The 22,369-nt window shown below is 47.5% G+C and carries 25 protein-coding genes; 13 read left to right on the forward strand and 12 right to left on the reverse strand.

Annotated features, from left to right (window positions below; translation table 11 throughout):
• Positions 1-3 precede the first annotated feature (3 nt).
• The 5 genes from JSU04_08060 to JSU04_08080 are packed head-to-tail and all read right to left on the reverse strand — an operon-like array spanning position 4 to position 4,970.
• Entirely contained in the window at positions 4-291 is a 288-nt protein-coding gene (locus JSU04_08060; protein ID MBS1970247.1) for a hypothetical protein, read from the reverse strand.
• Positions 288-3,248 (reverse strand): tetratricopeptide repeat protein, encoded by a 2,961-nt coding sequence (locus JSU04_08065; GenBank protein ID MBS1970248.1) that lies wholly within the window; start codon positions 3,246-3,248, stop codon positions 288-290. Before JSU04_08065 ends, JSU04_08060 begins: the two co-directional genes overlap by 4 nt.
• Positions 3,249-3,276: 28 nt before the next feature.
• The gene (locus JSU04_08070) at positions 3,277-3,777 is read right to left on the reverse strand and encodes a biopolymer transporter ExbD (protein MBS1970249.1); all 501 of its coding nucleotides are present in this window, start codon (positions 3,775-3,777) and stop codon (positions 3,277-3,279) included.
• 13 nt (positions 3,778-3,790) lie between these two features.
• Entirely contained in the window at positions 3,791-4,246 is a 456-nt protein-coding gene (locus JSU04_08075) for a biopolymer transporter ExbD (GenBank protein ID MBS1970250.1), read from the reverse strand.
• Positions 4,247-4,256: 10 nt separating this feature from the next.
• Entirely contained in the window at positions 4,257-4,970 is a 714-nt protein-coding gene (locus tag JSU04_08080) for a MotA/TolQ/ExbB proton channel family protein (GenBank protein MBS1970251.1), read from the reverse strand.
• A gap of 180 nt (positions 4,971-5,150) precedes the next feature.
• Here JSU04_08080 and JSU04_08085 point away from each other — a divergent pair, with 180 nt between their 5' ends.
• The 4 genes from JSU04_08085 to JSU04_08100 are packed head-to-tail and all read left to right on the forward strand — an operon-like array spanning position 5,151 to position 8,116.
• Positions 5,151-5,966 carry a sulfite exporter TauE/SafE family protein gene (locus JSU04_08085; protein ID MBS1970252.1) on the forward strand — a complete coding sequence of 272 codons (816 nt, stop codon included), beginning with the start codon at positions 5,151-5,153 and terminating at the stop codon, positions 5,964-5,966.
• Complete coding sequence (locus tag JSU04_08090) at positions 5,963-6,334, forward strand: DUF1634 domain-containing protein (GenBank protein MBS1970253.1); 372 nt, start codon at positions 5,963-5,965, stop codon at positions 6,332-6,334. Before JSU04_08085 ends, JSU04_08090 begins: the two co-directional genes overlap by 4 nt.
• Positions 6,335-6,346: 12 nt before the next feature.
• Complete coding sequence (locus JSU04_08095) at positions 6,347-7,576, forward strand: metallophosphoesterase (protein MBS1970254.1); 1,230 nt, start codon at positions 6,347-6,349, stop codon at positions 7,574-7,576.
• Between the two features lie 3 nt (positions 7,577-7,579).
• Positions 7,580-8,116 carry a DUF4337 domain-containing protein gene (locus JSU04_08100; protein MBS1970255.1) on the forward strand — a complete coding sequence of 179 codons (537 nt, stop codon included), beginning with the start codon at positions 7,580-7,582 and terminating at the stop codon, positions 8,114-8,116.
• A 3-nt stretch (positions 8,117-8,119) separates the two neighbouring features.
• Here the strand turns inward: JSU04_08100 and JSU04_08105 are convergent, their stop codons facing one another.
• Complete coding sequence (locus JSU04_08105; GenBank protein ID MBS1970256.1) at positions 8,120-9,031, reverse strand: alpha/beta fold hydrolase; 912 nt, start codon at positions 9,029-9,031, stop codon at positions 8,120-8,122.
• A 193-nt stretch (positions 9,032-9,224) separates the two neighbouring features.
• On the opposite strand from JSU04_08105, the gene JSU04_08110 reads away from it, so the two are divergent.
• The gene (locus JSU04_08110) at positions 9,225-10,877 is read left to right on the forward strand and encodes an MCP four helix bundle domain-containing protein (protein ID MBS1970257.1); all 1,653 of its coding nucleotides are present in this window, start codon (positions 9,225-9,227) and stop codon (positions 10,875-10,877) included.
• Here JSU04_08110 and JSU04_08115 read toward each other — a convergent pair whose 3' ends face one another.
• Positions 10,878-11,324 (reverse strand): hypothetical protein, encoded by a 447-nt coding sequence (locus tag JSU04_08115; protein MBS1970258.1) that lies wholly within the window; start codon positions 11,322-11,324, stop codon positions 10,878-10,880. It abuts the gene before it with no gap.
• 102 nt (positions 11,325-11,426) lie between these two features.
• Between JSU04_08115 and JSU04_08120 the strand changes: the two genes are divergently transcribed.
• From JSU04_08120 to JSU04_08130, 3 genes are all read left to right on the forward strand, one after another.
• Positions 11,427-13,268 carry a polysaccharide deacetylase family protein gene (locus tag JSU04_08120; protein ID MBS1970259.1) on the forward strand — a complete coding sequence of 614 codons (1,842 nt, stop codon included), beginning with the start codon at positions 11,427-11,429 and terminating at the stop codon, positions 13,266-13,268.
• Between the two features lie 107 nt (positions 13,269-13,375).
• Entirely contained in the window at positions 13,376-14,191 is an 816-nt protein-coding gene (locus JSU04_08125) for a DUF4423 domain-containing protein (protein MBS1970260.1), read from the forward strand.
• The gene (locus JSU04_08130; protein ID MBS1970261.1) at positions 14,188-15,216 is read left to right on the forward strand and encodes a hypothetical protein; all 1,029 of its coding nucleotides are present in this window, start codon (positions 14,188-14,190) and stop codon (positions 15,214-15,216) included. Before JSU04_08125 ends, JSU04_08130 begins: the two co-directional genes overlap by 4 nt.
• Here JSU04_08130 and JSU04_08135 read toward each other — a convergent pair.
• The 3 genes from JSU04_08135 to JSU04_08145 are packed head-to-tail and all read right to left on the reverse strand — an operon-like array spanning position 15,213 to position 18,353.
• Complete coding sequence (locus tag JSU04_08135) at positions 15,213-16,205, reverse strand: TraB/GumN family protein (GenBank protein MBS1970262.1); 993 nt, start codon at positions 16,203-16,205, stop codon at positions 15,213-15,215. The genes JSU04_08130 and JSU04_08135 overlap by 4 nt on opposite strands.
• Before the next feature lie 13 nt (positions 16,206-16,218).
• Positions 16,219-18,141: a ferrous iron transporter B gene (locus JSU04_08140; protein MBS1970263.1), complete on the reverse strand. Its 1,923-nt coding sequence runs from the start codon at positions 18,139-18,141 to the stop codon at positions 16,219-16,221.
• Positions 18,117-18,353, reverse strand: a complete 237-nt coding sequence (locus JSU04_08145) for a ferrous iron transport protein A (protein ID MBS1970264.1) — start codon at positions 18,351-18,353, stop codon at positions 18,117-18,119. The genes JSU04_08140 and JSU04_08145 overlap by 25 nt, the downstream gene beginning before the upstream one ends.
• A gap of 178 nt (positions 18,354-18,531) precedes the next feature.
• Between JSU04_08145 and JSU04_08150 the strand changes: the two genes are divergently transcribed.
• Entirely contained in the window at positions 18,532-19,608 is a 1,077-nt protein-coding gene (locus tag JSU04_08150) for a hypothetical protein (GenBank protein ID MBS1970265.1), read from the forward strand.
• Here the strand turns inward: JSU04_08150 and JSU04_08155 are convergent.
• Positions 19,550-20,038, reverse strand: coding sequence for a 6-carboxytetrahydropterin synthase (locus tag JSU04_08155; GenBank protein ID MBS1970266.1), 489 nt, complete (start codon positions 20,036-20,038; stop codon positions 19,550-19,552). The two genes, JSU04_08150 and JSU04_08155, sit on opposite strands and share 59 nt — an antisense overlap.
• A gap of 17 nt (positions 20,039-20,055) precedes the next feature.
• Here JSU04_08155 and JSU04_08160 point away from each other — a divergent pair, with 17 nt between their 5' ends.
• The 4 genes from JSU04_08160 (at position 20,056) to JSU04_08175 (ending at position 21,446) form a co-directional block, all read left to right on the forward strand.
• A complete protein-coding gene (locus JSU04_08160) occupies positions 20,056-20,415 on the forward strand; it encodes a 6-carboxytetrahydropterin synthase (GenBank protein MBS1970267.1) in 360 nt (119 codons plus the stop codon).
• 4 nt (positions 20,416-20,419) lie between these two features.
• Positions 20,420-20,956 (forward strand): ATP-binding cassette domain-containing protein, encoded by a 537-nt coding sequence (locus tag JSU04_08165; protein MBS1970268.1) that lies wholly within the window; start codon positions 20,420-20,422, stop codon positions 20,954-20,956.
• Between the two features lie 4 nt (positions 20,957-20,960).
• Positions 20,961-21,170 carry a hypothetical protein gene (locus tag JSU04_08170; protein MBS1970269.1) on the forward strand — a complete coding sequence of 70 codons (210 nt, stop codon included), beginning with the start codon at positions 20,961-20,963 and terminating at the stop codon, positions 21,168-21,170.
• A gap of 84 nt (positions 21,171-21,254) precedes the next feature.
• On the forward strand, positions 21,255-21,446 hold the full coding sequence (locus JSU04_08175) for a CPXCG motif-containing cysteine-rich protein (protein MBS1970270.1): 192 nt from the start codon (positions 21,255-21,257) through the stop codon (positions 21,444-21,446).
• Between the two features lie 63 nt (positions 21,447-21,509).
• On the opposite strand, the gene psd is transcribed toward JSU04_08175, so the two are convergent.
• Positions 21,510-22,343 (reverse strand): phosphatidylserine decarboxylase, encoded by an 834-nt coding sequence (gene psd, locus JSU04_08180; GenBank protein MBS1970271.1) that lies wholly within the window; start codon positions 22,341-22,343, stop codon positions 21,510-21,512.
• Positions 22,344-22,369: the final 26 nt, after the last annotated feature.

Genomic DNA, 22,369 nt, shown 5'->3' on the forward strand with positions numbered 1-22,369 from the left:
CCTCTAGTAACTTCCTGTTGAACTTTTCAAACGATCTTTAAAATCTGAACGCACGCCAATCAAAGAATCCAAAACTTTGTCTTCTTCAACTGTAGTTACCGCCTCATCCGAGAAGTGGTATTTACCTTGGACCAAAAGGTCTTCGAAATTATGCGACGTCGCCTCAGAGCTCTTTTGTGCCGCCGGCAACGCAGAGTCTGGAGTCTTGTTCTTTGCGTCTTTCGCCGCAAAAGCCACGGTACAATTTAAGGCGCTGACTAAAGATAGAATGAAAACCAGTGACTTCATCATAGAACCCCCTTCTCAGAAGACTTCGCTAAATTTTCAATACGAGTTTGCAAGTACTGAGTCATCGCTGTGTTGTCAGACTTCTTCTCGAGGTCCAGCAACGCCTGCAATGCCTGTTTATCAAATGGATTTTGATGAACTTGGTTACGTGCCGCTTGGATCTCTTTCAAGCTCGGGCGGTTTGTAGCCACAGTCGTGTCTTTCTTAACAACCGTCAAATCGGTCAAGAATGTTTGGTATTCCTGAGGAGCGATCTCACGAAGTGCATTCACTTCAGTGACGATCACGCTTCTCAAGTCAGCATTTTCCCAAGATTTCTGCAAAGCTGTTTGCCAGCTTGGATTTTTCCAGAACTGTTCAACTTTTGCTTTAGCTTCAGTTGCTTTTGCTTGGTAAGGAGTCGCTTGAGCTGACAAGAGCTGCATGTACTGCTGTTGCTCTTCATCAGACAAACCGTTAGGCATCGGAGCTGAAATCAATTCTGTGTAAAAACGCTCCGTCTCTTTTGCGAGCAAATCGACACTTACGAGCTGAGAAGTCCAGTCCCCGGTTTCGATGGCTTGTTTAGCAAAGCCTTCAAGCTTTTCCAAAAGACCCGCACGCTGCTTAATAGAAGCTGCCAGTTTGCGGTCATTTTTCGTATCCAACTTGTGGTTTACCAAACCTTTTTTGAAAGCATCGAAATCCTTCAAGAACGCCACACGGCCCAAAAGTTTACCAGAATCTGTCGTTTTCATTGCAGAGTCTTTAGTCACCTTTTTCAGGATCGCATCGCTGGAGTTCTTCGCAAAAGCTTCAGTGTAAAGCTGAGCCATCAACTGCGGAGATTTTCCAAGGATTGGTTTATAAAGTTCGATCTCTTTTTCTGGAGCTTTTGACTTACGAACAAGTTCCGCAGCAACGAGTTTTTTGTTCTCGTCATCTTTAGATGCTTGCAAGTACTGGCTGTAGTAGTTTGCGCTCTTCTGGCCGGAAAGTTCCGCAAACATCGCAAGCTTCAACATTTTTTCGTCTGGCTTCAGACCTTTTTGCATTTTCTCCGTTGCAATCAATGCTTGAGAGAAGTCTAAAGTCATTTCAGCCATGTAAGCTTTACGAGACCAAGCAAACTCTTTATCTTCTTCGTTCAAACCAGGCTGTTGCAACAAGCTGTCCGCCGCCATTTGCGCTTCAGAGAACTTGTTCAATTTTTCAGCCAGGATCAGCTTGTTCTTGTAGAACTTGATTTTATCTTCCGTCGTCGCTTTAGAAGGATCGAACTGTGAAAGTTCCGCATAAGCCGCAGCAGTGTCTTTCGAAGCCACGTTTGCAGACTTCGTCAAAACTGCTTTTTGCACCATCTGAGAGTACTCACCGGCACCTTCAGTGATCACTTTAGCGTACTCAGCCGCCCACGTGCTGATGTTCGACTCGTCCTTCATCAAAACTAAAGAATCCAAAGACAAGTCTGCTGCTTGCTTACGGATCTTTACATCGCCTTTTTTATCCAAAGCAAGGCTGCGAAGCGCCTGAGACGCTTCAGCATATTTACCTTGTTCATACAAACGGTGAGCTTTTTGGTACTGAACCTCGAAAGCTTTTGTTTTCTTAGGGCTTTGCTCTAAGTAAAGGTCATAGGCTTGAGTTTCATATTTGTCGTTTTTAGAATCTTCAGAAAGATCCAACAATGCCACCAAAGTCGTTTCCAACTTGTCAGCTTGCTTTGGATCCTTCAATTGGATTTCGCGAGTTTTATTATAGTAAGTCCAAGCAGCATCCCAGCTCTTAGTCTCTTTCGCCACGTTTGCAGCATACATATTCATATCTGCATCGTCCGGGAAGTTCGCCAAGTAAACTTGGTAAGCTGCGAGCAATTCAGCTGTCGGAGCTTTCTTTTCAGTTTGATGCCATGAAACAACAAACTGACGAGAGCGACGGCGAAGTTCTTCACACTGATTGCTTTGGCAAGCCTTCAGTTCTTTCCACAAGTTCATTGCAGATTCGAAGCTCGCAGCGCCTTCTTTTTTATTTTGTAAATCAAAGTTGAGCTGAGCCATTGAAATTTTAGCCGCCAAGCGGTCTTCAGGCTTACTCATGTAACCGAAAACGAAATTCCATACTTTCAAGGAATCCGCTTTCTTACCGATACGCTCAAGTTCCAAAGCCAAGCTTTGAACGTTTTGAACGCGGATGTTTTCTGGGCTCAGGTTGTACAGACTTTCGATGTCTTTGGTATCAACATTCTTTTTCGCCAAGAAAGTAGCGTAATCACGGCTGACCTCTTCTTGGAATTGCGGATCTACTTGAGATTGCGCAGAACCATTACGAGTCAACAAAGCTGGAGTTTTAAGAATTTTCTCCATTTGCACCACAGAACCATTGATATCGCCCAAGTTGAACGAGCACCAAGCGCTGCGGTAAGCAGCAAGACCGCGAGATCCTGCTGCCGCGTTTTTAAGAACCTCTTGATAGAAATTTTGCGCCTTCGCAAAATCACGGCGTTTAAAGTAAATCTCAGCCAATGAGAGCTGAGCTTCTGCTTTTAACTCCGAAGCTCCATTGTCTTGAAGGATTTTGCTGTAAAAGCTGATGGCTTTGTTTTCATCACCTGTCAGTTGATACAAGTGACCTACTTGAACCATCACTTTGCCCTGAACAGCTTCAGGAGCACGATCCAAAACTTCAGTGTAAAGGCGCAAAGCTTTCTTACGATCTGCTTCGCCCGCTTTACAAACTGTACAGCCTTGGTCGAGTTCTTTCATAGACTCAGTACGTGCTCTTTCCGCGTACAAATCCGCGAGACGAAGAGTCACAGCTACTTTCGAAGAGTCCTTAGGAGCTAAGTGTTGGTACACGTTCTCGAGCTTGCTGATGAGCAAGCTGCGATTGTTATCGTCCATTTGAGCATTTGCCACAGAAAATATAGCAGTGACACTCAAAACAACGCCCATCATGATTGGCGCAAAAACCTTCTTCAACATAAGTAATCCTTACTTAAGTTTTACGGTCCTATTTCATTAAGACCGCAAAACGGATATCACTAAATCCTGCATGTGATGCAGCAAGAACGATTGAATTCAATTGCTCATACTTCAGACGACGGTCCCCTTGAATCGTAACGATCCCCGGATATTCTTCACCTGGATGGCTGTCTGTGAATTGCTTACGCATTTCCAACAACGCCGCAACAAGTGTGTCCTGGGTGACCTCTTTAGATTCAACGAAGATCTTGCCCTCTTCCAATTTAACAACTGGGTTTCTTTCAAGCTGGTCTGCACGAGAAGCTTTTGGCAACTCTTGACCTTTACCGATCGACAAGAGGTCGCCGGCGCTCGAGAAACTCATCAAAAGGAAGATCACAAGAATCGAGAAGGCATCGATCAAAGCCGTCAAAAGAAGATCCGCAACAATGTTACGCTTCCATTTGCCGTGCTTAGGATTGATCAATGACTGCGCACCGATCATTGAGTGTAGAGCCGTTTCGTGAAGTACACTTTGACTGGCTAACATTTAAATGTCCCCCCTAGAGTGGAGCTACGCCAAGATCCGAAAGCCCCTGCTTTTTAAATTCATCCATCAAACCGATGATCTCTTCATAAGAGGATTGAGCTTGAGGTTGAATAAGAGCAGTTTTCAATTCGGGATCTTTTGCAGTTAATTGAGTCAAAACTTTGTTCATCTCTTCAATATTAGTATGACCATCAAGACCTGGGATTTTTACATTCGCCAGGGCTGCTGGTACCAATGAAGATTGCTGAACATTAAAAGTCAGTTGACCGTCTTGTCCCATGTAGATCCACAGAAGAGGCTTCTTCGGAGTTTCCGCTTGAGACTGACCGCCAACGGCTTGTTTGACGTTCATAGAACCCACATGCAACCAAACCGCTGTCAGCAACAAGAAACAGATACATACTGACAACAAGTCGATACAAGGGATCAGGTTGATTTCAAAATCTAAGTGTTTGCTGTGCTTACGCATACAACACCTATTAGCTGTTCAATTCAGCTGGAGCTTTTTCAGAGTGAACTGAAGCACCTTTGAATGATTTGAAACCGATTGGCTCGTAAGAGAACGACAACCAGTTGAAAACTTTCAAAGCACTGTGATTCATGTCATCTGCCAAGCGATTTGCACGATTTTGCAAAATTGCATAAGCAACGAGCGCTGGGATCGCAGTGATCAAACCGTAAGCAGTCGCATTCATCGCTTCAGAGATACCAGAAGCAAGCAAAGCTGCTTTTTCAGACGGATTTGCATAAGCAACCGCTGCGAAAGATTTGATCATACCAGTGATTGTCCCCAAGAGACCTGTCAGCGTCGCAACGTTACCGAGCATCGACAAGAAGCCAGTTCTTTGATCCAACATCGCGTTTTCATGAATGAGAATTTCATCCATTTTACCTTGGATTTCTTCTTTGCCACCCAAGAATTTAGCTGCTTTCGCACCCGCTACCACTGCGCGCGCTACTGGAGCTGTTGCTTCAAGAGCTTGAGCTTTTTGAATCACAGTCTCAAGTTCGCCACGACGAACATTGTCTTCGAAGCCAGCAACTGTTGAGTGTGAGTTCAATTTATGTTTTACGAAAAGAGCGTATGTGCGCTCGATAACGATAGCGATAGATGCCACTTGAATAGCCAAAATTGGCCACATCCAGAAGCCGCCGTGTTCAAAAGCTAGTGCAATCTTAGAAAAAAAATCCATGTTGTTCCCCTCATTGTGAATATGGACTAGTTGGTTTACCCAGACCAAAGCAGAGCAAATCATAAAGATTGTGTCATTATTTTTTTTAAGACTGATTAAGATTAAATACAAAATCGTCACAACATGTCAGAACTTTCTTAAGCGTTTACGGCACCACTTTCCGGGTCTAAAACCATTCGCATGTATGAATTTATCCTTCTCGCTTCATCAATAGTTGCTGGATTTTTAGGCTCTTTACTCGGGCTCGGAGGAGGAATTATCATCGTTCCAACTCTGACTCTCTTGTTTCACGTCAATATCAGATACGCGATTGCTGCAAGTCTGATTTCAATTGTTGCCACTTCTTCAGGCGCAGCGGCGAGTTACTTAAAAGACAATCTGACAAACTTACGCGTAGCAGTTTTGCTCGAAATCGGAACAGTCACCGGCGCCATTACAGGTTTCTTGATTGCTAAGAAGATCCAAAGCTCTGCCCTGTTTTTGCTTTTTGGCTTTTTTCTTCTCTTCTCCGCTTTGATGATGCTGCGCAAACGGGGCGAGCATCTTTCCACAAACGATCACCCTTGGTCACAAAAACTAGGGCTTGCCGGAAGCTTTCCCAATGAAAAAGGAAGCGTGAGCCACTACAAAGTCGAGAACGTTCCACTTGGACTTACTGCCATGTATTTTGCCGGGGTTCTTTCCGCGCTGTTGGGAATTGGCAGTGGCATCTTTAAGGTGCTCGCGATGGATGGAGCAATGAAGCTCCCGATGAAGGTATCGTCTGCAACATCAAATTTTATGATCGGCGTCACAGCAACTGCGAGTGCCGGAGCCTATTTACTTCGTGGCGACATTCGACCTGAAATAGCCGCCCCTGTTTCTGTAGGCATCATTATCGGCTCGTGGATCGGCGCTCACCTCATGGTGAAGATGCCAGCAAGCCTCATCCGTAAAATCTTTGTCGTTGTCTTAAGCATTGTTTCGATTCAAATGATCATGAAAGGTCTGTCATGAGCGACGATAAACTTTTAAGCCTGGAACTTAAGATATCTATACTGTTGCGATGGGGTGTTATGCTCGCCGGAGCTTTCATGCTGATCGGTTGGGCGTCCATGCTCGATTTCACACAAAATCCACTTGCCGCCTTTCAAGACTATAAAGGCGAAAGCCTCCATGACAGCTTACAAAACGCGCTCACAAATCATCAGTGGGGACTTTTAATCGCCTACGTAGGCCTTGTTCTCCTTATTAGTCTTCCGCTTTTGCGGGTTCTAATGACGGCGGTTCTTTTTGTTAAGCAAAAAGAGAAGGTCCTTGCGACCATTGCGTTTATTGTTTTTGCGACTTTGATTCTTAGCTTCTCACTCGGAATCGAACTTTAAGGAGATCTTCTCATGAAAAAAATTATGTTACTTTTTCCTTTGTTGCTTTTGGCGTGTGCCCACGAAACACCCCAAACAACAAAAAAGGAATACCATTGGACGTCCTTGTCTGAAAAAGGTGTGACTGCGAACACGGTCAGAGTCTTAAAAGAGGATCAGGTTTTCCAAAGCGACAAGGGATTTGAAGACCTCGTGGTTCAAAAAACATCACAGGCCAACATTAAACCCGATGAAATTAAAAAAATTGTCTTCATCGGCGATACGGGCTGCCGTTTGAAAGAATCCAAGTATGGCGACAGCTATCAGAACTGCAAAGACAGCAAAGAATGGTCTTACGCTGCTAATATGGAAAAAATCGCAGCCGAAAAACCTGATTTGATTATTCACGTCGGCGATTACCACTATCGTGAAAACTGCAGTGAAGGAAAAGTTTGCCGCAATTACACAGACACGATCGGCTATGGCTGGAGAGCTTGGGAAGCAGATTTCTTTAAACCCTCCCAAGCTGGCTTTGCGGTCGCTCCATGGATTTTTGTTCGCGGCAACCACGAGGACTGCAAACGCGCATGGGAAGGCTATAAGCTTCTCACCGAGCAAACCTGGAAAGAAAACTGTATCCCTGCCGAAAAAACGGAATACATTCAAATCGGCGATTTACTCCTAGTGAACCTCGATACGGCCTCTATTAATGACCGCCCTGAAACTCCAGAGAATGAAGCCTTCTGGGAACAACAATTCAAAGATATCGAAAAGGTCATCACAGAGAAAAAGGCCAAACAAGTATGGTTGATCACTCATAAGCCCGTCACGGGCCTTGTCGAAGACGGCAAAGGGGGGCTTGATTTGACTAATATTAATTTGCAAAAAGCTTTCGCAAAAACAGGACTTAAATCAAAAATCGCGTTCATGATCGCAGGCCACATTCACAACACTCAGCTTTTGCAGGCCGATGGCTTTCCACAGCAGATCGTGGTCGGCAATAGCGGTACATCTCTCGATAACAGCGAAGAACTCATGAATCGCGATAAAATTTTGAAAAACAAAATCGGCGGCCTTACGATTAAAGATTTCTTTAGCGATACGAAGTCGGGCCATAGCTTTGGCTATGCAACGATGACAAAACTGCCTGACGGCAACAGCTGGGAGCTTTCATTTAAGGATCTTGACGGAAAAACCACATTCACTTCAGTCAAGACGGCAACGCCGGCACTCAAAATCGACAAAAAGAAAAAAAAGAAATAGTGTATGGAAGAAATCGAAGTTCCGACAGAACATCTGCATGAAGAAATGGGCGAACATGCAGCCCACTCAAAAGATAAATGGATTTCTCAAGTGGCGCTGAGCTCGGCCCTCATTGCGGTCTTTGCCGCGATCTCGGCCCTGCTTGCCGGGCACCACTCCAACGAGGCCATGATTGAGCAGATAAAAGCTTCTGATCAGTGGGCCTACTACCAGGCAAAAGGAGTTAAAAGCTCCCTGTTAAGTGCAAAAACTGAGATTCTCAGTGAGCTTGGTAAAACTCCTAAAGAAGCAGATCTTCACAAAGCCGAAGAATACAAAAAACAGCAAGAAGAGATCAGCAAAGACGCGAAAGAAAAACAAGAAGCCTCTGAGCATCACCTTCAGATTCACGAAGTGTATGCGAAGTCTGTGACGTTCTTTCAAGTGGCAATTGCGATTGCCGCGATTTCAGTTCTGATGAGACGCCGCCGCTTTTGGTATTTAAGTCTAGTGTTTGGTGCTTGCGGAATTGGTTTCTTTATCCGCGCACTTCTTCTGTAAAACTCATAGCCTGCAGATGAGATTCTGCAGGCTTTCCACCATGTACTCATCGAGCCAGCGGTGATTGCCGAGACGGTTCTTTTTCGCTGACAAATATCCCAAATGCCCACCCCACGGATGGATCTTGAGCTCTACCGACGAAGACCACGGCGCCTCACGATAGTCCTGTACTGGAATAAACGGATCATCTTCCGCCGTCAGGACGCATGCCGGTTTTTGAATTTTATGAACATGGGGCTTGGACGAGCACGTTTGATAATACTCATGACGATCTTTAAATCCACTGCGCGGAGCCGTGTAAAGATCATCAATCTGAGTCAGCGTCGTCCACGGAGAAATATTCAGCGCTTTCTGTTGCACGATTCTGCGCACAAAACGAAGATCATAAGCGCGGTTGAAGCCTCTTGCGAGTAAATCCGCGCACGAACTTAAATTGATCGGCGCATTCACGGTGATGGCCCCATCGGGAAGATGTTCTCCTCTTTGGCCTGAGAGCAAATAGAGAATGATATTGCCGCTCATTGAAAATCCCGCTGTGATCTGCTTCTTTGTCGGCTGAAGTTCACGCAAGTAGCGAACCACTTCAGAAACATCTTCTGCACGCCCTGAGTGGTAAGGATTTTGCGCAAGCCCCGCTCCCGCGCCAGCCCCACGGTGATTCACAAGAAATACACTGTGACCCATTGCCAGGTATTGAATCGCCGTTCTTTGCATGTAATCAGCTTCTATATCACCGGAAAGACCATGATAAAGACTGACAAGAATATCGGAGGTGCCTTTATAAAGAAAGCCAACCAGGCGATCCCCGTCCGCAAGTTCTATGATGTGTTTTTCCCCGATGATCTCGAGTTTCGGCGAAGGGATCAAGTGTCCCAGGAGAGTTTGAAAGTGGCCGCTGATAATTTTTGTCGCCATAGAACCCCACAGTAGTTTTAGAGGTCCAGGCGGTCAAGACGCGGCGGTTAGGGTCTCATTTTAATCCAGGACCTACGGTTAGCACTGTTAAGTTTCAATTAAAAAGAGTCGAAAAGAAAACAAGTTCTTAGCTATGTGAGGAATCATGAAAAAGATCAAAAGTTGGATCCACGGCCTTCGCGGCAAACTCTTAATGTCTGCAATCTTCCCGATCTTTGCTTTCATTGCCATCTCAGCATTGAATATTAATGGCCTATCAAAAATGGGTGCCATGCTCACGGAAGCCTATACCGATGTGATCCCTTCACTGGATGATTTAGGGCATATGGCAGCAAGCAGCCAGGCTCTTTCAAATCATCTCTGGGCGACCCTTGCCAACCCTACTGACAAGGATTTCCGCAAAGATCATGTTGAAAAATTCAAAGCGGCGTTTGCGGAATACACAAAATACCAATCAGCCTACGAGGCAACGCCTTTTTCAGAAGAAGAGAGTAAGAACTACGCCAAGGTAAAAGACAAAAAAGAAGCCTTTGCTAAAGCAACAGAAACAATCGCTGCGGAGCTCGGCAAACACAGTCCTGAAGGCGATGAGAAAGTCCGCGAAATTTTCCGTGATGGCTGGCGCACCATGGCTAATGACATCAGCGAAGTCACTGAAATGAACACTGCTATTTACCAGAAAACTTCCAAGGAAAACACAATTGAGAAAGACGATCTCTATCGTCAGAACCTCAACATTACAATCTTTGCCTCCGCATTTGCGATTTTTGCTCTCATAGGGATCCTGATGTGGATGGCACAAAGAATTTCTCACACGGTTGAGAATATTGCAAACGCCCTTCTGACTTCAGGCAAATACGTGACAGACTCTATCCAACAGCTTTCAGCCACTGGCCAAACACTTTCTCAAGCATCTACTTCGGCGGCCGCATCCCTAGAAGAAACCGTGGCTTCTCTGGAGGAAATGTCTTCGATGGTGAAAATGAATTCGGACAACGCCAAGCAGGCTTCTGCATTATCACAAACTTCGCGCGACTCTGCCGAACAAGGTGAAAAGGAAATTCACTCCTTGATTTCTTCGATGCATGAGATTTCTTCATCTTCTAAAAAGATCGAAGAGATTATTACCGTCATCGACGATATCGCCTTTCAAACCAACTTGCTGGCACTGAACGCCGCGGTTGAGGCGGCCCGGGCCGGAGAACAAGGTAAAGGCTTTGCGGTCGTTGCCGACGCAGTTCGCTCGCTGGCGCAGAAAAGCGCCGTCGCCGCAAAAGACATCAGCGATCTTATCAAAGATTCGGTTCAAAAAATCGACCGCGGTACAAAGATCGCTGATCATAGCGGCACGGTTTTGAATAACATCGTTATATCAGTGAAAAAGGTCGCAGATCTCAATCACGAGATTTCAGCCGCCAGCAACGAACAGTCCACAGGCATTACTCAAGTGGGCAAAGCAATGAATCAACTTGATCAGTCGACTCAAATGAATGCGGCCTCTGCGGAAGAAATTGCAGCCTCCGCGGAAGAGCTTCTGCAGCAATCCCAAAACATGCAGGAAAAGGTTCAAGACCTTAACGCCGTGATCCTGGGATTCCGCGAAAATGAAATAAAAACCACTCCGGTGGTCGCGCCAAAAGCTGAAAAAGCACCGGCGATTAAAACGTCTGAGACGCCGAAGGCTAAAAACAATGTGGTTGAATTCGAGATGAAAAAGAAACCTACTCCGAAGGTCACGGCAAAAAGTACCGCGGCGGCTGTCATTCCTTTTGATGAAGACGAAGATCCGCCGGAGTTTAACTCAAACGGCCCTCGTGGCAAAGTCGGCACAACTGACGGCTTCTAGTTATTTACTGCCCGCTGCTCCAGATGAAGATTTACTTTCAGCCCCGCCCGCAGCGGGGCTTTTTACTGCCGAGGACTCAATAGCAAGAATGCGACGGCTCTTTGTATTAACCTTGAGTCCGATCGGAGAGCCCTTCTTTTCACTTTCCTGACAGGCCTTAAAAATAGAACTGTATTGACCGCCACTTGGAATGAAATAGGAGTCTTTAAGCTCTTTAAAAAAGACCTCGGTCATTTCCAGTTTACGAATTACGCGAACAGTCCCTGAAACCAGCTCTTCGTTTTCGCCAAGCTGTGGCTTTGCCGCCTCAGTGGAGGAGGACTTATCACCGCCTTCAGAAACGACTTCGTCTTCTGCACCGACCTCTTTGAAATCAGACCCTTTTTGCACAGCAAAGGCATTAAAACCAATAAATAGCACACCCAGTAAAAGTCCGAACTTGGTCATTGGCGAGTTCTCCTTAAACTCTAAGCATAAATCATTGGCTTGTTTTTAGAAGGATCTAGATGCTTTCCCGGCCAATTCTATGTTAAGGTACGGCTCAGATATATGCGCATTCTTCACTTGCTATCACAGATGCAACCAACCGGGGCGGAAGCCTACGCCATCACCCTAGCCAATTGGCTAACGGATCATGGCCATGACGTGCACATTATCTCGGATCGCATTCACGTAAAAACTCGCCAGCCCTATACGCCGATGGCGGTTCATAGCAATAAAACCCACACACGCCTCCGCAGCACATTTTTACTGCGTAAGTTTTTAAAAGAAAAACAGATCCAAGTAATCCACTGCCATTCGCGTGCGGCGGCACGCCTTGCCTACTGGGCGACACGAGGGACGAATGTCGCTGTCGTTTCGACAATTCATGGCCGTCAACCAGTGTCTTTGTCGAAAAAACTTCTCGATATCTACGGTGAAAAGAGCATTTGCATCTGCGAAAACCTCACGACCAAACTTTCAACAAAGCTCGGTATGAGCGAAAGAAAAATGCGTTTGGTCCGTAACCCCGTGGACTCTCAAAAGCTTTCTTTTGTCGAGACGCTCGCAACCCGACCGCGCATGGCCTGGGTGGGACGTTTCACGGGCCCCAAAGGAGAACGCGCCCGAGAATTCATCAAGCACAGCCTGCCTGAAATTTTAAAGCACTTTCCGGATCTTCAGATTGAGGTCATCGGCGGCAATCCTCAGCTTTTAGGCGACGAAACAATGCAAAGAGTGTTCGCTCTTCAAGAGAAATATCCCAAGCGCCTGCATGTCCACACCCACCTCGACAATCTCGATGAGGAACTCGGCAAGTTCCAGCTTGTAATGGGCGCGGGCCGTGTTGCTATTAGTTCCCTGATGCGCGGGATTCCGACCTATGCCATCGGCGAATACAATGCCGAGGGGCTTGTTACGAAGGAAAGCCTTGATCGCGCGATGGCAAGTAATTTTGGCGATATTGGTGCTGACGGCAAAGCGACGACGCCGATTGATTTTACAAAACTCACTGCCGAGGTGATTCAGTTTTTAAAAAGTCCCGAGAGTCTCACCTCTGCCGAACGCCATGGAATCCGCGAAGTAGTTGTTCGTAATTTTGATCAAGAAAGTGTTTGCCGTAAAATCTTGAACACCTACAAATCGGCATATTTCCTCAAAAACCATTCGCAACACATCCCAGTTCTTATGTATCACAAAGTGCCGGATGAGACGTTACAAACTCAGCATCGTATTTTTGTGACGAAAGAAACTTTCAAGTCGCACTTGCAGTTCTTTAAAGAGCGGGGTTTTACAACACTCCATTTTAAAGACCTCGAAGACTTCCGCTCAGGCAAAAAAGACTTTAAGCAATTCCCTAAGAAACCGCTGATTCTGACCTTTGACGATGGTTATGTGGATAACCTCACCAATGCAGCACCTCTTTTAAAAGAGTTCGGCATGAAGGCCGTGATTTTCCTGTTGGCGGATCATACGCTCGAAGCCAACTCCTGGGACAATGACGGCAAAGAGCCAATGCAGCCTCTTATGAACCTCGAACAGAAAAAGCAGCTCTTAAACTACGGTTACGAGATTGGCTCCCATGGATTCCGCCACCGCAAGATCACTGAGATGACGGAGGCCGAAGCCAGAGCCGAGCTGCAAGAGTCTAAAAAGGCGTTAGAACAAGATTTCGGCAACATCGGCACCTATGCTTTCACCTATGGTATTACAAGCCCGCGCGCCGCTGAACTTGCGGAAGAGGCCGGTTATAGCTTTGCCGTCAACACGGACACCGGCGGTCTTCATCATGAAGAAAATCCGTTTGCAATTTTCCGAATCAATATCTTCCCAGAAGACGGCCCAGCCCAACTCCGCAAAAAGACCTCCGCCTGGTATCGAAAGTATTTCTTTTTAAAACGCGGCCGTTAAGCACCACGAGTGCTCCCATTCAAGCCCTCACAATATTTGAAAGCGAAAATAGATTTACTAGGCACCTCTCGTATTGTGGCCCAAAATAGATAATAGTACCGTTAAGCGTGAGCAATACGACTTATTACTCCGACCATTTAAAATACCTGCAAGAGGCTTACGACAATCGCGTGGCGCGAAATCCGAGCTATTCCTTGCGCGCTTTTGCCCGTGATCTGGGGCTAGCAACATCGACACTCACTGAAATTATGAAGGGCAAATACGGCCTGTCTTTTGAGCGCGCCTTTCAAGTGGCAGAAAAAATGCATCTTAACGAAACGCAGTGCCAGCACTTCGCAGAACTTTTTATTATCCAGTTCTCACGCAGTGAAAAAGCCAAGAAAAGCGCGCGGGCCAATGTGCTTGCTCGAACGACTCAGGTTTATCAAGACTTGCAGGAGGACTCATTTAGAACAATTTCCGAATGGCATCACCTCGCTATTCTAGAACTCCTTGAAATAGAACAGCACACTTACGAAACTTCAGCGCTCCTCGCGGAACGTTTGGAGCTTCCGCAGGACCTTTTACAGGAATCTCTGCAAAGACTCGAGCGACTCCATCTCATTGAGCTCAGAAAAGGCCGCCTGCTTCCAACCGGCGAATTCACCACGGTCGGCAATGGCCGGGCATCTGAGGCCATTCGTCACTTTCACGCTCAAGTTCTAAGCCGCGCACAGATGGCGCTTGAAAATCAAACGGTGGATGAACGCGAGTTTTCTTCGACCGTCTTTTCGATATCAAAAGAAGACATCAGTGCCGCTAAAAAATTACTGCAAACTTTCCGCCGGGATTTCGCGATACGCTTTTCAAAAACAAAATCACCGGATGATGTGTTTTGCCTGAGCCTCCAATTCTTCAGCCTTCTTGGGAGAAAAAAACAATGAAGTTCTTTTTCTTTTTTATCCTCTGGTCTCTGAATAGCTTTGCCGGGATCCGTGATGTCGGAAACGGTGGCGCCGGCGTTCTGCTTAACAACACCCCTTACCTCCTAGATCTCTATGAAGCCGGAATGACCACGCCGTCTTTTAATAAAAATCTCAAACCATCACCGCAGTACTCAGAGCGCGCACAAAAGATGGATTTTCTAACCGCGGATGAAAAACTTCTTCTGAGTTTAAAGCTGACGGAGCTTGAAAAAATCTCGCCTCTTACAGCTAACAGCCTCGCTCTGGGACTGGAAATGTTTTTATGGAGGCTCACTGATCAGAGCCTTGTTGAAATTCCAGAGCGCAGTCCGATTGATTTAACTCCGCTCACCGTCGTGCAGCTGGCCAATCGCTTTGGCTCAACAATCCGCCTCAGCCAGAAATATTGGAACCAGATGGATTCCGGCAACCGGGTCGCCCTCGTCCTGCACGAACTCTTCTATGCGTATGCAGAACTTGTCGCCCTGGAAGATGGCACGTACGAGCAACAAAGCGCTCCGGTTCGCGCCGTGGTAGGCTATGTCTTTTCACCGGAGCTGACCTCCCGTGGTCCTGCGGGATTTGAAAGCTTCGCCTCAACTCCGCGACGGGCTTCTAAGATTGTGTCATCAACAGAAGTCGAATATCTGGGGCCGGTGTTTGAAGCCAGCAGCAAAGAATTTTATGGCTTCATTAATCTTTTTGAAATCGGCGGGACGGATCGATGGGTCTTTTGTGCAAACCTAGGTGCGGCCTTGACTTCTGCAAAAAAAGGCAAGACGGCGGGTGACGTGCGCTTTCCGACCCGAATCGCGACGGTTCAGTTCGCGGAATACGTTTCACCCACGGGATTGCAGAAAAGACTGACCTTGGTTGAAAATCCGGACGACCATAGAGTGATCGCCGCGGGCCGATTTAGTTTCGATAAAACGAATCAAAACACTTGCAAGCAGTGGATTGAAACAAAGGCCCGGGAGATCCGCGCCATCCCAGCACTCCCCTAGCGCTCGATCCGTTGAACTGTGTAGCCCTCTTTTTTAAGAAGCTCGAGAATTCCATAGGGGCCAAACAAGTGAGCCGTGCCAAACGCGGCAAAGAGCGGAGGTTGCCCGCGCATCGCAGCTCCTTCAGAATCCGCAATTAAACGTGGAATCCATTTCCGATTGCGATCCTGCAACAGGCACTTTTCCAGTGCCGGATCGTCTTTAAAAGAAATCTTTGCAACTTCACTCTCATCACCCGAGCGATAGACTTTTTCAAGCACTTCAAACTCTTTCACCAGATCCTGCGCGCTCTTGCTATCAAAGTACCCGACGATCTGAGCCGAAGAAACCAGATCACCGCAGGTGCCCGATAGGACTTCTGCATCATCTAGCTGATAGATCTGCTTTCCCTGCTCCCGGGCCCGGGATTGAAAATTCAGATCCATCGAAAATTTTGGATCCATCCTTGCAACCCACGCAGGTGTCGCCTCGACAGTGACAACCTGAACATCGGAGATAAAGCTGACAATGGTCTCTGGAGAAACTTTCTCAAGAGTTTCAAGATCCATTTGCTTAAAGTAAGCCCGCGCATAACCCCAGGCCTTCGGCGTCAAACGCTGGCTGAGTTTTTTCTGCGGCACTGGCAGCGGTTTATTTGCTTGCAGGTAATTCTTCATTTCAACCCTGGCAGCAAGGCGGTCGGCGGCCTCGGGATTTGCTTTATGAAGGGAGTTTAGGATAGCGTAGTACTCTGCCACGGTTTTTTCGGCCTCTTTGTTGTAGGACTTTTCCGTGTCATAGTTTTTCGAATCCACTTCCATGTCAAAGCGCTCGCTTTGATCAAACTTATCCATCACAACCGACGGGACATCTTGAATCGGTACGCCAATATGAATAGTGCCAAAAATATACATGGAATTCGAGGCGGTCTTAGCCTCATACAAAAACGGCTTGCTGAGAGTCGAGCAAGCCGTCAAAAATAGTAATAACAAACCGAAAAGGGCTTTCATACCCCATCAGAGTCTATCCAAGCCCCATCGCTTTCAAGCCTTGATAAGCTGCGACAGCAAGCACATAAGCACCAATATTAAATGCTACGAGCTGAGTCAGGGCAAACTTAATAGATCCCATCTCCCGCGCCGAAACAGCAAAGGTCGACATGCACTGAAGCGCAATCATGAAGAAAATCAAAAGCCCCACGACACTGGCAACAGTAAAGACCTTTTCACCTTGAGAATTCACCGCAGTCTGCATCTGTGTCAGCAAGCTTTGTTGAGCAGAATCGGCATTGTCGTCAGTGATGTTAAAAGTCACAGCCAAAGAAGAAACGAACACTTCACGGGCCGCAAACGCTGAAATCAAACCAACGCCCACACGCCAATCAACCCCCATGGGGTGAACAATCGGCTCAATCAAGTGACCGACATGACCGGCATAGCTTTGCTCAAGCTTCTGCTGAGCATCTTCCATATTGTAGTGAGGGAACGTCGTTGCCGCCCACATAATCGCCGCAAAAATAAAGATCGGCGGTCCGGCGCGTTTGACGTAAGACAATGTTCGAGTCAGCGCCTGACGAAGAAGAACTTTTACACGCGGACGACGGTACAATGGCAATTCCATCATAAAGAATGCGCTCTGTCCTTGTGGTAAGAATTTATTAATCACGCCGGCCGCAATGGCGCCGACAAGGGCCGCGGCGAAATACAAAATCGCCATGGCGATTCCGGCCTTCCACGCCGGCTGGTCTTTGAATAAGAACGCCAAGAAAAGCGCATAAACCGGAAGACGTGCTGAGCAAGTCATCAAAGGCACGATGAAGTTTGTAATCCAACGATCGCGAGTGGAAGAAATATTTCTTGTTGCAATCATCGCAGGCACGGCACAGGCAAAGCCTGACAAGATTGGAACGAACGAACGTCCACTCATCCCCAACATTGAAAACGGACGGTCAATCAAGGTCGCCGCCCGCGCTAAGTAGCCCGTGCTTTCTAAAACGCCAATACCAAGAAACAGAATGAAAATCTGCGGAACGAAAACCAAAACCGCACCGAAGCTCGCAATCACACCGTTGGCCAGGAAGTCCGTCCACAGGGCTTTGTCATCAAATGCATGGACATAGTTTCCAAGCGCACTAAAGGCTCCGTCCACCAGATCCATCAAAGGAGCCGCCACCCAGAAAATACTGGTAAAGAGCGCGCCCATAATAACCACAAACAAAAGCAAACCCAACACCGGATGCAATAAAAACTGATCCAAGCGGCGCGTGTTTTTAGCAAGTCCTTGGATTTTTTCTTTCGCGGCTTTGTCGTTCTCATGCAGAACACGGCTTGCGAGAGTTTCGCACTCGCGGATTTTTTGCTCTTTATGCTCAAAGTCCCAAACCACAGGATCCTGAACTTTCGCCGAAGGCTTCAGGGCGCGGAGTGCCGTCACAAGCTCTTTCAAACCGCCACCGAGAAGTCCTTCAAAAGGAACGACTTTGCAGCCGAATTCTTTTTCAAGAATTTCCAATGAAGGATGAATCCCCTGCTTACGCATAAGATCAGCCATGGTAAACGCCACGACAAACGGAAAACCTGTTTCCTTCACCTGTTGAACAAGCTGAAGGTGACGCGACAATTGAGTCCCGTCGACGACAACAACGATGTAGTCCACGCGGCCAAGCTCAGGATTTTTGTAAATTGCTTTCAGAGTCACTTCTTCATCAGCACTTTTCGGATGAAGACTGTAAGTGCCGGGCGTGTCCATCACAAGAAGCTTTTCATCTTCCACAACACGCAAGTGCGGAGCCAAACGGCCGAGAGAATACTCCACTGTTGCGCCCGGATAATTCACGGTTTTAAAATTCGAACCGGTCAGCCAATTATAGAGCGTCGTCTTGCCGGAGTTCGGTGCCCCAACAAGAGCTACGGACAGAGCTTTTACTGAGCCTGAATCAAAGTACATGCGGCCTCCTCTGCGCGTAGAGCGATGAAACTTGTGCCGAACTGAATAAGCAGCGGTCCCCGGAGCGGAGCGCGCCCCAGAAGTTTGATTTTAAGCCCTTTATGCAGCCCCATTTCCTGGAGACGTTCACAAATGGCATTTTCCCCCTGAATCCCAAGGATTTCGAGGTTTTCCGCAAGCGAGTGTTTTTCAGCGTAATTGAGAAGAGTCATCATTTATCTGTGTTAGCCGCTTGCCCCCGACTTGATAAGGCATTTTGGGAACCGGACTCTACTTGAAAGCCTACTGAGAATGGCACGTCGCCGGACTAAACATCGGGACCTTGAGCCAGTTCTTTTCTGGCACTCGGCTAAAGTTTCAGTTTACCGACCAAAAACCGATCTGAAAGGTATGAAACCACTTCTTTGGTTCGGCCACTGCTTCCTTATAGGTGCCCTTTTCAGCTCCGTTGCGCACGCCGAGAACTACTATTCTCCACTTCTGTGCCCGGTAGAAAACACCTACCTACAAGTAGAAAATACCACCTCGGAAGTTCAATCGTTTTGGTTTCAACACCTCGGCGAAACACCCTTTGACGAATCCTACGGCGAAATCAAAGCCCGCGGCAAACTAAGTCTGCCACTCTCCGACTACTATCATGCGGGAGAAACAGCCATTGCCATGAAGACCCAGGTTGCGGGTCTCAGCTTTTCGGCCCGCTGTAAGGACAGCACGCTTAAGTGGAATCTCGAAAAACAAACTTCGCCTTGGAAGAGCCTGATTGTCGGCAAAGAAGATACGCTCTTAAACCTGAATCTCACGAATCTCTCACAACAGGACAACACTCTCGAGATCAGTTATGAAAGCCTCTGGGGCCTTCTGGGAACACAGCTGATCACTCTGCCGGCGGAATTTAAAAACCAGACACGATTGCTGAATCTGCCTTACGGCACTCGCATCGTCACGATTCATGGGAAGGGCCGCTGGGCTGGAAAAGTCCTCAGCGATCTGTCTCAAGAAATCCCGCTGCAAGACGAGACTCTGCAGCTCAGTCAGATTCCGCAGAAAAGATATTTCCTCTTTGCCTCTCTCTATCCCGACACGACTGAAACTTTTGTGGTGCCGATGGAGACGCCCCTCATGATTCAACAAACGCTGGAACAAATCCGCGATCCAAATTCGGCTCGGCTACTGGTGGCGAGGATTGAAAAAACGCAATCGGGTATCAATCGCGATCTATCTTCGTCTCATAAGACGCCATGGTCCTGGCAGGTGGCAGAGGCACAGAACTATGCCGACTTTGCCCATATCAGTTGTAATGGGACTCCGCAGATCGTTGAGGAAAGACTCAACGCTTGGATGCTTGAAACCGGCGGTACGATTTGCTTTTGGAATTACCGCGTCGTGCGCGAACTCAATCTTTGGGAGATCACGCAGTCACCTTCGTGGCTGCCCCCTGCCCCGTTGTCTCTTCCACGTAGACACTAACAAAGCTCACCTTGTAGGCTTTAAATTCGCGCATGAAATCTTCGGCAAGCAATCGAGACAGCTGTTCTACACTCGTATTGGTAACAGGTAACAACACGACTTCATTCGCCGGGAACGTATAAAAACGATCACGGAATGTCACTTCGAGACTCGTTCCGCGACTGTTGAATTTCATGTCCTTATGGTCTTTTGGCAAAATCACCATTTCATCCCAGCGATCCAGAGCAGACTTAATGTATTTCTTAAATACATTGAAATCGACGAAGAAGCCGGTGGCTTTCATCGCGTCTTGATCTGGGATGCCGATTTCAACACGGACCTGGTAATTATGACCGTGCAAACGCTCCGCGGAGTGATCATCAAAAATTAGAAAGTGGGCGCTTGAAAACTTAAAATTTTGCTTTGCCAATTGTAAGCTGGTTTCAGTCATAGTATGATCTCTATAGCATGAAATTCGAACTCAAACAGCACTTTCAAATCGAATCCGCGCGCTTTTTACCAAAGCTTGAAAAATCTCACCCCTGCTCTCGTATGCATGGCCATAGTTTTAAGATCATCCTGACCCTGGTCGGGGGCCTTGATCCTGTGGTTGGCTGGGTGATTGATTATAACGAGATTGAGGCACGCATGAAGCCGATTTTGGATATGATCGACCACCGCGTGTTGAATGAGGTCCCGGGCCTTGAAAATCCAACCTCGGAGTATCTGGCGAAGTGGCTTTACGATAAAGCCCGCGCCGTGCTGCCGACTCTGACTCGGGTGACGGTGGCTGAAACTCCTGCAACGGAATGCTCTTACCCGGCATAATCCTATGTCGCTTGTACAACTGAATTCTTTTTCTAAGATCGTGATTGTCGGCACCAGTGGTGCTGGCAAGACGACTTTAGCTCAAGCCATCGCCCATAAGTACGAGCTTTCGGATATTGAACTTGATGCCCTTTATTGGGAACCTCATTGGACTCCAGCTGAGCCCGCGGCCTTTCAGTCTCGCGTACGAAATGCGATGGACGACAAAGGCTGGGTCGTTCACGGTAATTACTCCAAGGTGCGCGATATCATCTGGAATAAGGCTGATGTCATCATATGGCTCGATTATCCGCGCCATTTGGTATGGTGGCGAATCCTCCGCCGCACGATTCACCGAGCCTTTACGCGCGCGAAAGTCTGCGGCGACAACACGGAAAGTTTCCGCCTCTCTTTCTTCAGCAAAGAGTCTATCATTTTGTGGTCGCTGCGCACCTACAACCGCAACCGCAAGCTCTACAGCTCCCTCATGCAAGACCCGCAATTCGCCCCCAAATTCATCCGCGTACGAACCCCCGCCGAAGCCCGTCGTCTGCTCGATTAAGCCGTTGCCGGGTCAGCCTACAGACGAAAAGTTCTGGCAAGGCCTCGCGTTTACTCGCGTGATTAAGACACGCGTTGAGGAGTTCCAGCTCAGAGGCTACCTCAAAGCCAATCGCATTCAAGCGGCTCGAGGCGAGAAAGCTCGTGAAGAGTATCTCGCGAAATTCAATGAGTGGGTTCGACAGATGCGAAGTTCGGTGGTTTCTTCTGCGTGAGCCTTGTAAGAATACCGAACGGCTTTTAGCATAATTGTCGTATAACACCTTTGCCTCATCAGCCGATTCAGGCACAATATTTCCATGGAAGAGTTAGAGAAGTTCTTTCGCTGCCCGTATTGTCATCAGAAAATTTCTATGCTGCTGGATTTGTCGTTAGACGATACGCAGTCTTACATCGAGGACTGCGAAGTGTGCTGCCGTCCCATTCAGATCACTTACTCGGTTCATCACGGAGAAGTGACCTCGTTCATCGCCGAAGGCGCCGGTGGCTAAAGTCAATTCCGAAAAGGCTCAATGAGAGCCCTTGGGCGAGGCTCGTTGAGCTTCTGGTACCTTTTAGTCGCGGGTCAGGGGTTGACCGACTTTCACGAACTGATCGAGGTTCATTTTTCCTTCAAACTTGTTCGCGAAATCTTCGGTGTAAACCATGATGATCGTGCTTCCCATGCGGAACATGCCAAGCTCATCACCTTTTTCAATTGAGATCGGAGTCTTGTATTCCACCACACGGTTTTTGCTCATATTGAGCTGATTGCCACGGAAGCTCGGATCAAAGCTCAGTTCAATTTGCCCCACATTCGTTGCGCCCACGAAAACGACGCTTGCAGGACCGTAGTCACTGGCGATTTCGACGATGATTCTCTCGTTCACGGACATCAAATCGTGAATATTTTCCACACTCCACTTATTGACCGGCCAGAGCTCGCCCGGCACATGGGTCACTTTCGTGATAAGCCCACTCACCGGAGAGTGCACACGGTGATAGTCCGTTGGGCAGAGGTAGTACGTGATAAAAAAGCCGTTTTGGTAAGTCTGCAGAGCTGCCTGATTCGCCAGCAAATCCTGAACGGAGTAGTCCTTGCCCTTGGCTTGTACAAGTTTTCCACCGTGGATTCGACCATATTGGCTGATTTGACTATCCGCCGGGTGAATCGCCGCTGCCGACTTCGCCACAGGACGCACACCCGCTTTGAGCTTACGCACGAAGAACTCGCCCAGACTCGGATAACCACTCACCGGTTTTTCGGCCTCATCAAGGTTGATGTTGTAAATTTTAGCAAAAATACGGATCGTGACTGACGCCCAAATACGGGGGCCGCGCCAGTGAACGAGTTTACCGACCAGATAGCTTAAATGATTCCGAGGCAGAAATTTGGTAATGGCTGACATGGGGCCCATTGTGGTGCTATAGCTTA

This window comes from Bdellovibrionales bacterium (genome assembly GCA_018266295.1).
Lineage (GTDB): Bacteria > Bdellovibrionota > Bdellovibrionia > Bdellovibrionales > Bdellovibrionaceae > JACMRP01.

Excerpts from the sequence above, each read along its gene's own strand:
- JSU04_08060 (MBS1970247.1), bottom strand. The coding sequence starts at position 291 with ATGATGAAGTCACTGGTTTTCATTCTATCTTTAGTCAGCGCCTTAAAT.
- JSU04_08065 (MBS1970248.1), bottom strand. The coding sequence starts at position 3,248 with ATGTTGAAGAAGGTTTTTGCGCCAATCATGATGGGCGTTGTTTTGAGT.
- JSU04_08070 (MBS1970249.1), bottom strand. The coding sequence starts at position 3,777 with ATGTTAGCCAGTCAAAGTGTACTTCACGAAACGGCTCTACACTCAATG.
- JSU04_08075 (MBS1970250.1), bottom strand. The coding sequence starts at position 4,246 with ATGCGTAAGCACAGCAAACACTTAGATTTTGAAATCAACCTGATCCCT.
- JSU04_08080 (MBS1970251.1), bottom strand. The coding sequence starts at position 4,970 with ATGGATTTTTTTTCTAAGATTGCACTAGCTTTTGAACACGGCGGCTTC.
- JSU04_08085 (MBS1970252.1), top strand. The coding sequence starts at position 5,151 with ATGTATGAATTTATCCTTCTCGCTTCATCAATAGTTGCTGGATTTTTA.
- JSU04_08090 (MBS1970253.1), top strand. The coding sequence starts at position 5,963 with ATGAGCGACGATAAACTTTTAAGCCTGGAACTTAAGATATCTATACTG.
- JSU04_08095 (MBS1970254.1), top strand. The coding sequence starts at position 6,347 with ATGAAAAAAATTATGTTACTTTTTCCTTTGTTGCTTTTGGCGTGTGCC.
- JSU04_08100 (MBS1970255.1), top strand. The coding sequence starts at position 7,580 with ATGGAAGAAATCGAAGTTCCGACAGAACATCTGCATGAAGAAATGGGC.
- JSU04_08105 (MBS1970256.1), bottom strand. The coding sequence starts at position 9,031 with ATGGCGACAAAAATTATCAGCGGCCACTTTCAAACTCTCCTGGGACAC.
- JSU04_08110 (MBS1970257.1), top strand. The coding sequence starts at position 9,225 with ATGTCTGCAATCTTCCCGATCTTTGCTTTCATTGCCATCTCAGCATTG.
- JSU04_08115 (MBS1970258.1), bottom strand. The coding sequence starts at position 11,324 with ATGACCAAGTTCGGACTTTTACTGGGTGTGCTATTTATTGGTTTTAAT.
- JSU04_08120 (MBS1970259.1), top strand. The coding sequence starts at position 11,427 with ATGCGCATTCTTCACTTGCTATCACAGATGCAACCAACCGGGGCGGAA.
- JSU04_08130 (MBS1970261.1), top strand. The coding sequence starts at position 14,188 with ATGAAGTTCTTTTTCTTTTTTATCCTCTGGTCTCTGAATAGCTTTGCC.
- JSU04_08135 (MBS1970262.1), bottom strand. The coding sequence starts at position 16,205 with ATGAAAGCCCTTTTCGGTTTGTTATTACTATTTTTGACGGCTTGCTCG.
- JSU04_08140 (MBS1970263.1), bottom strand. The coding sequence starts at position 18,141 with ATGTACTTTGATTCAGGCTCAGTAAAAGCTCTGTCCGTAGCTCTTGTT.
- JSU04_08145 (MBS1970264.1), bottom strand. The coding sequence starts at position 18,353 with ATGACTCTTCTCAATTACGCTGAAAAACACTCGCTTGCGGAAAACCTC.
- JSU04_08150 (MBS1970265.1), top strand. The coding sequence starts at position 18,532 with ATGAAACCACTTCTTTGGTTCGGCCACTGCTTCCTTATAGGTGCCCTT.
- JSU04_08155 (MBS1970266.1), bottom strand. The coding sequence starts at position 20,038 with ATGACTGAAACCAGCTTACAATTGGCAAAGCAAAATTTTAAGTTTTCA.
- JSU04_08160 (MBS1970267.1), top strand. The coding sequence starts at position 20,056 with ATGAAATTCGAACTCAAACAGCACTTTCAAATCGAATCCGCGCGCTTT.
- JSU04_08165 (MBS1970268.1), top strand. The coding sequence starts at position 20,420 with ATGTCGCTTGTACAACTGAATTCTTTTTCTAAGATCGTGATTGTCGGC.
- JSU04_08175 (MBS1970270.1), top strand. The coding sequence starts at position 21,255 with ATGGAAGAGTTAGAGAAGTTCTTTCGCTGCCCGTATTGTCATCAGAAA.
- psd (MBS1970271.1), bottom strand. The coding sequence starts at position 22,343 with ATGTCAGCCATTACCAAATTTCTGCCTCGGAATCATTTAAGCTATCTG.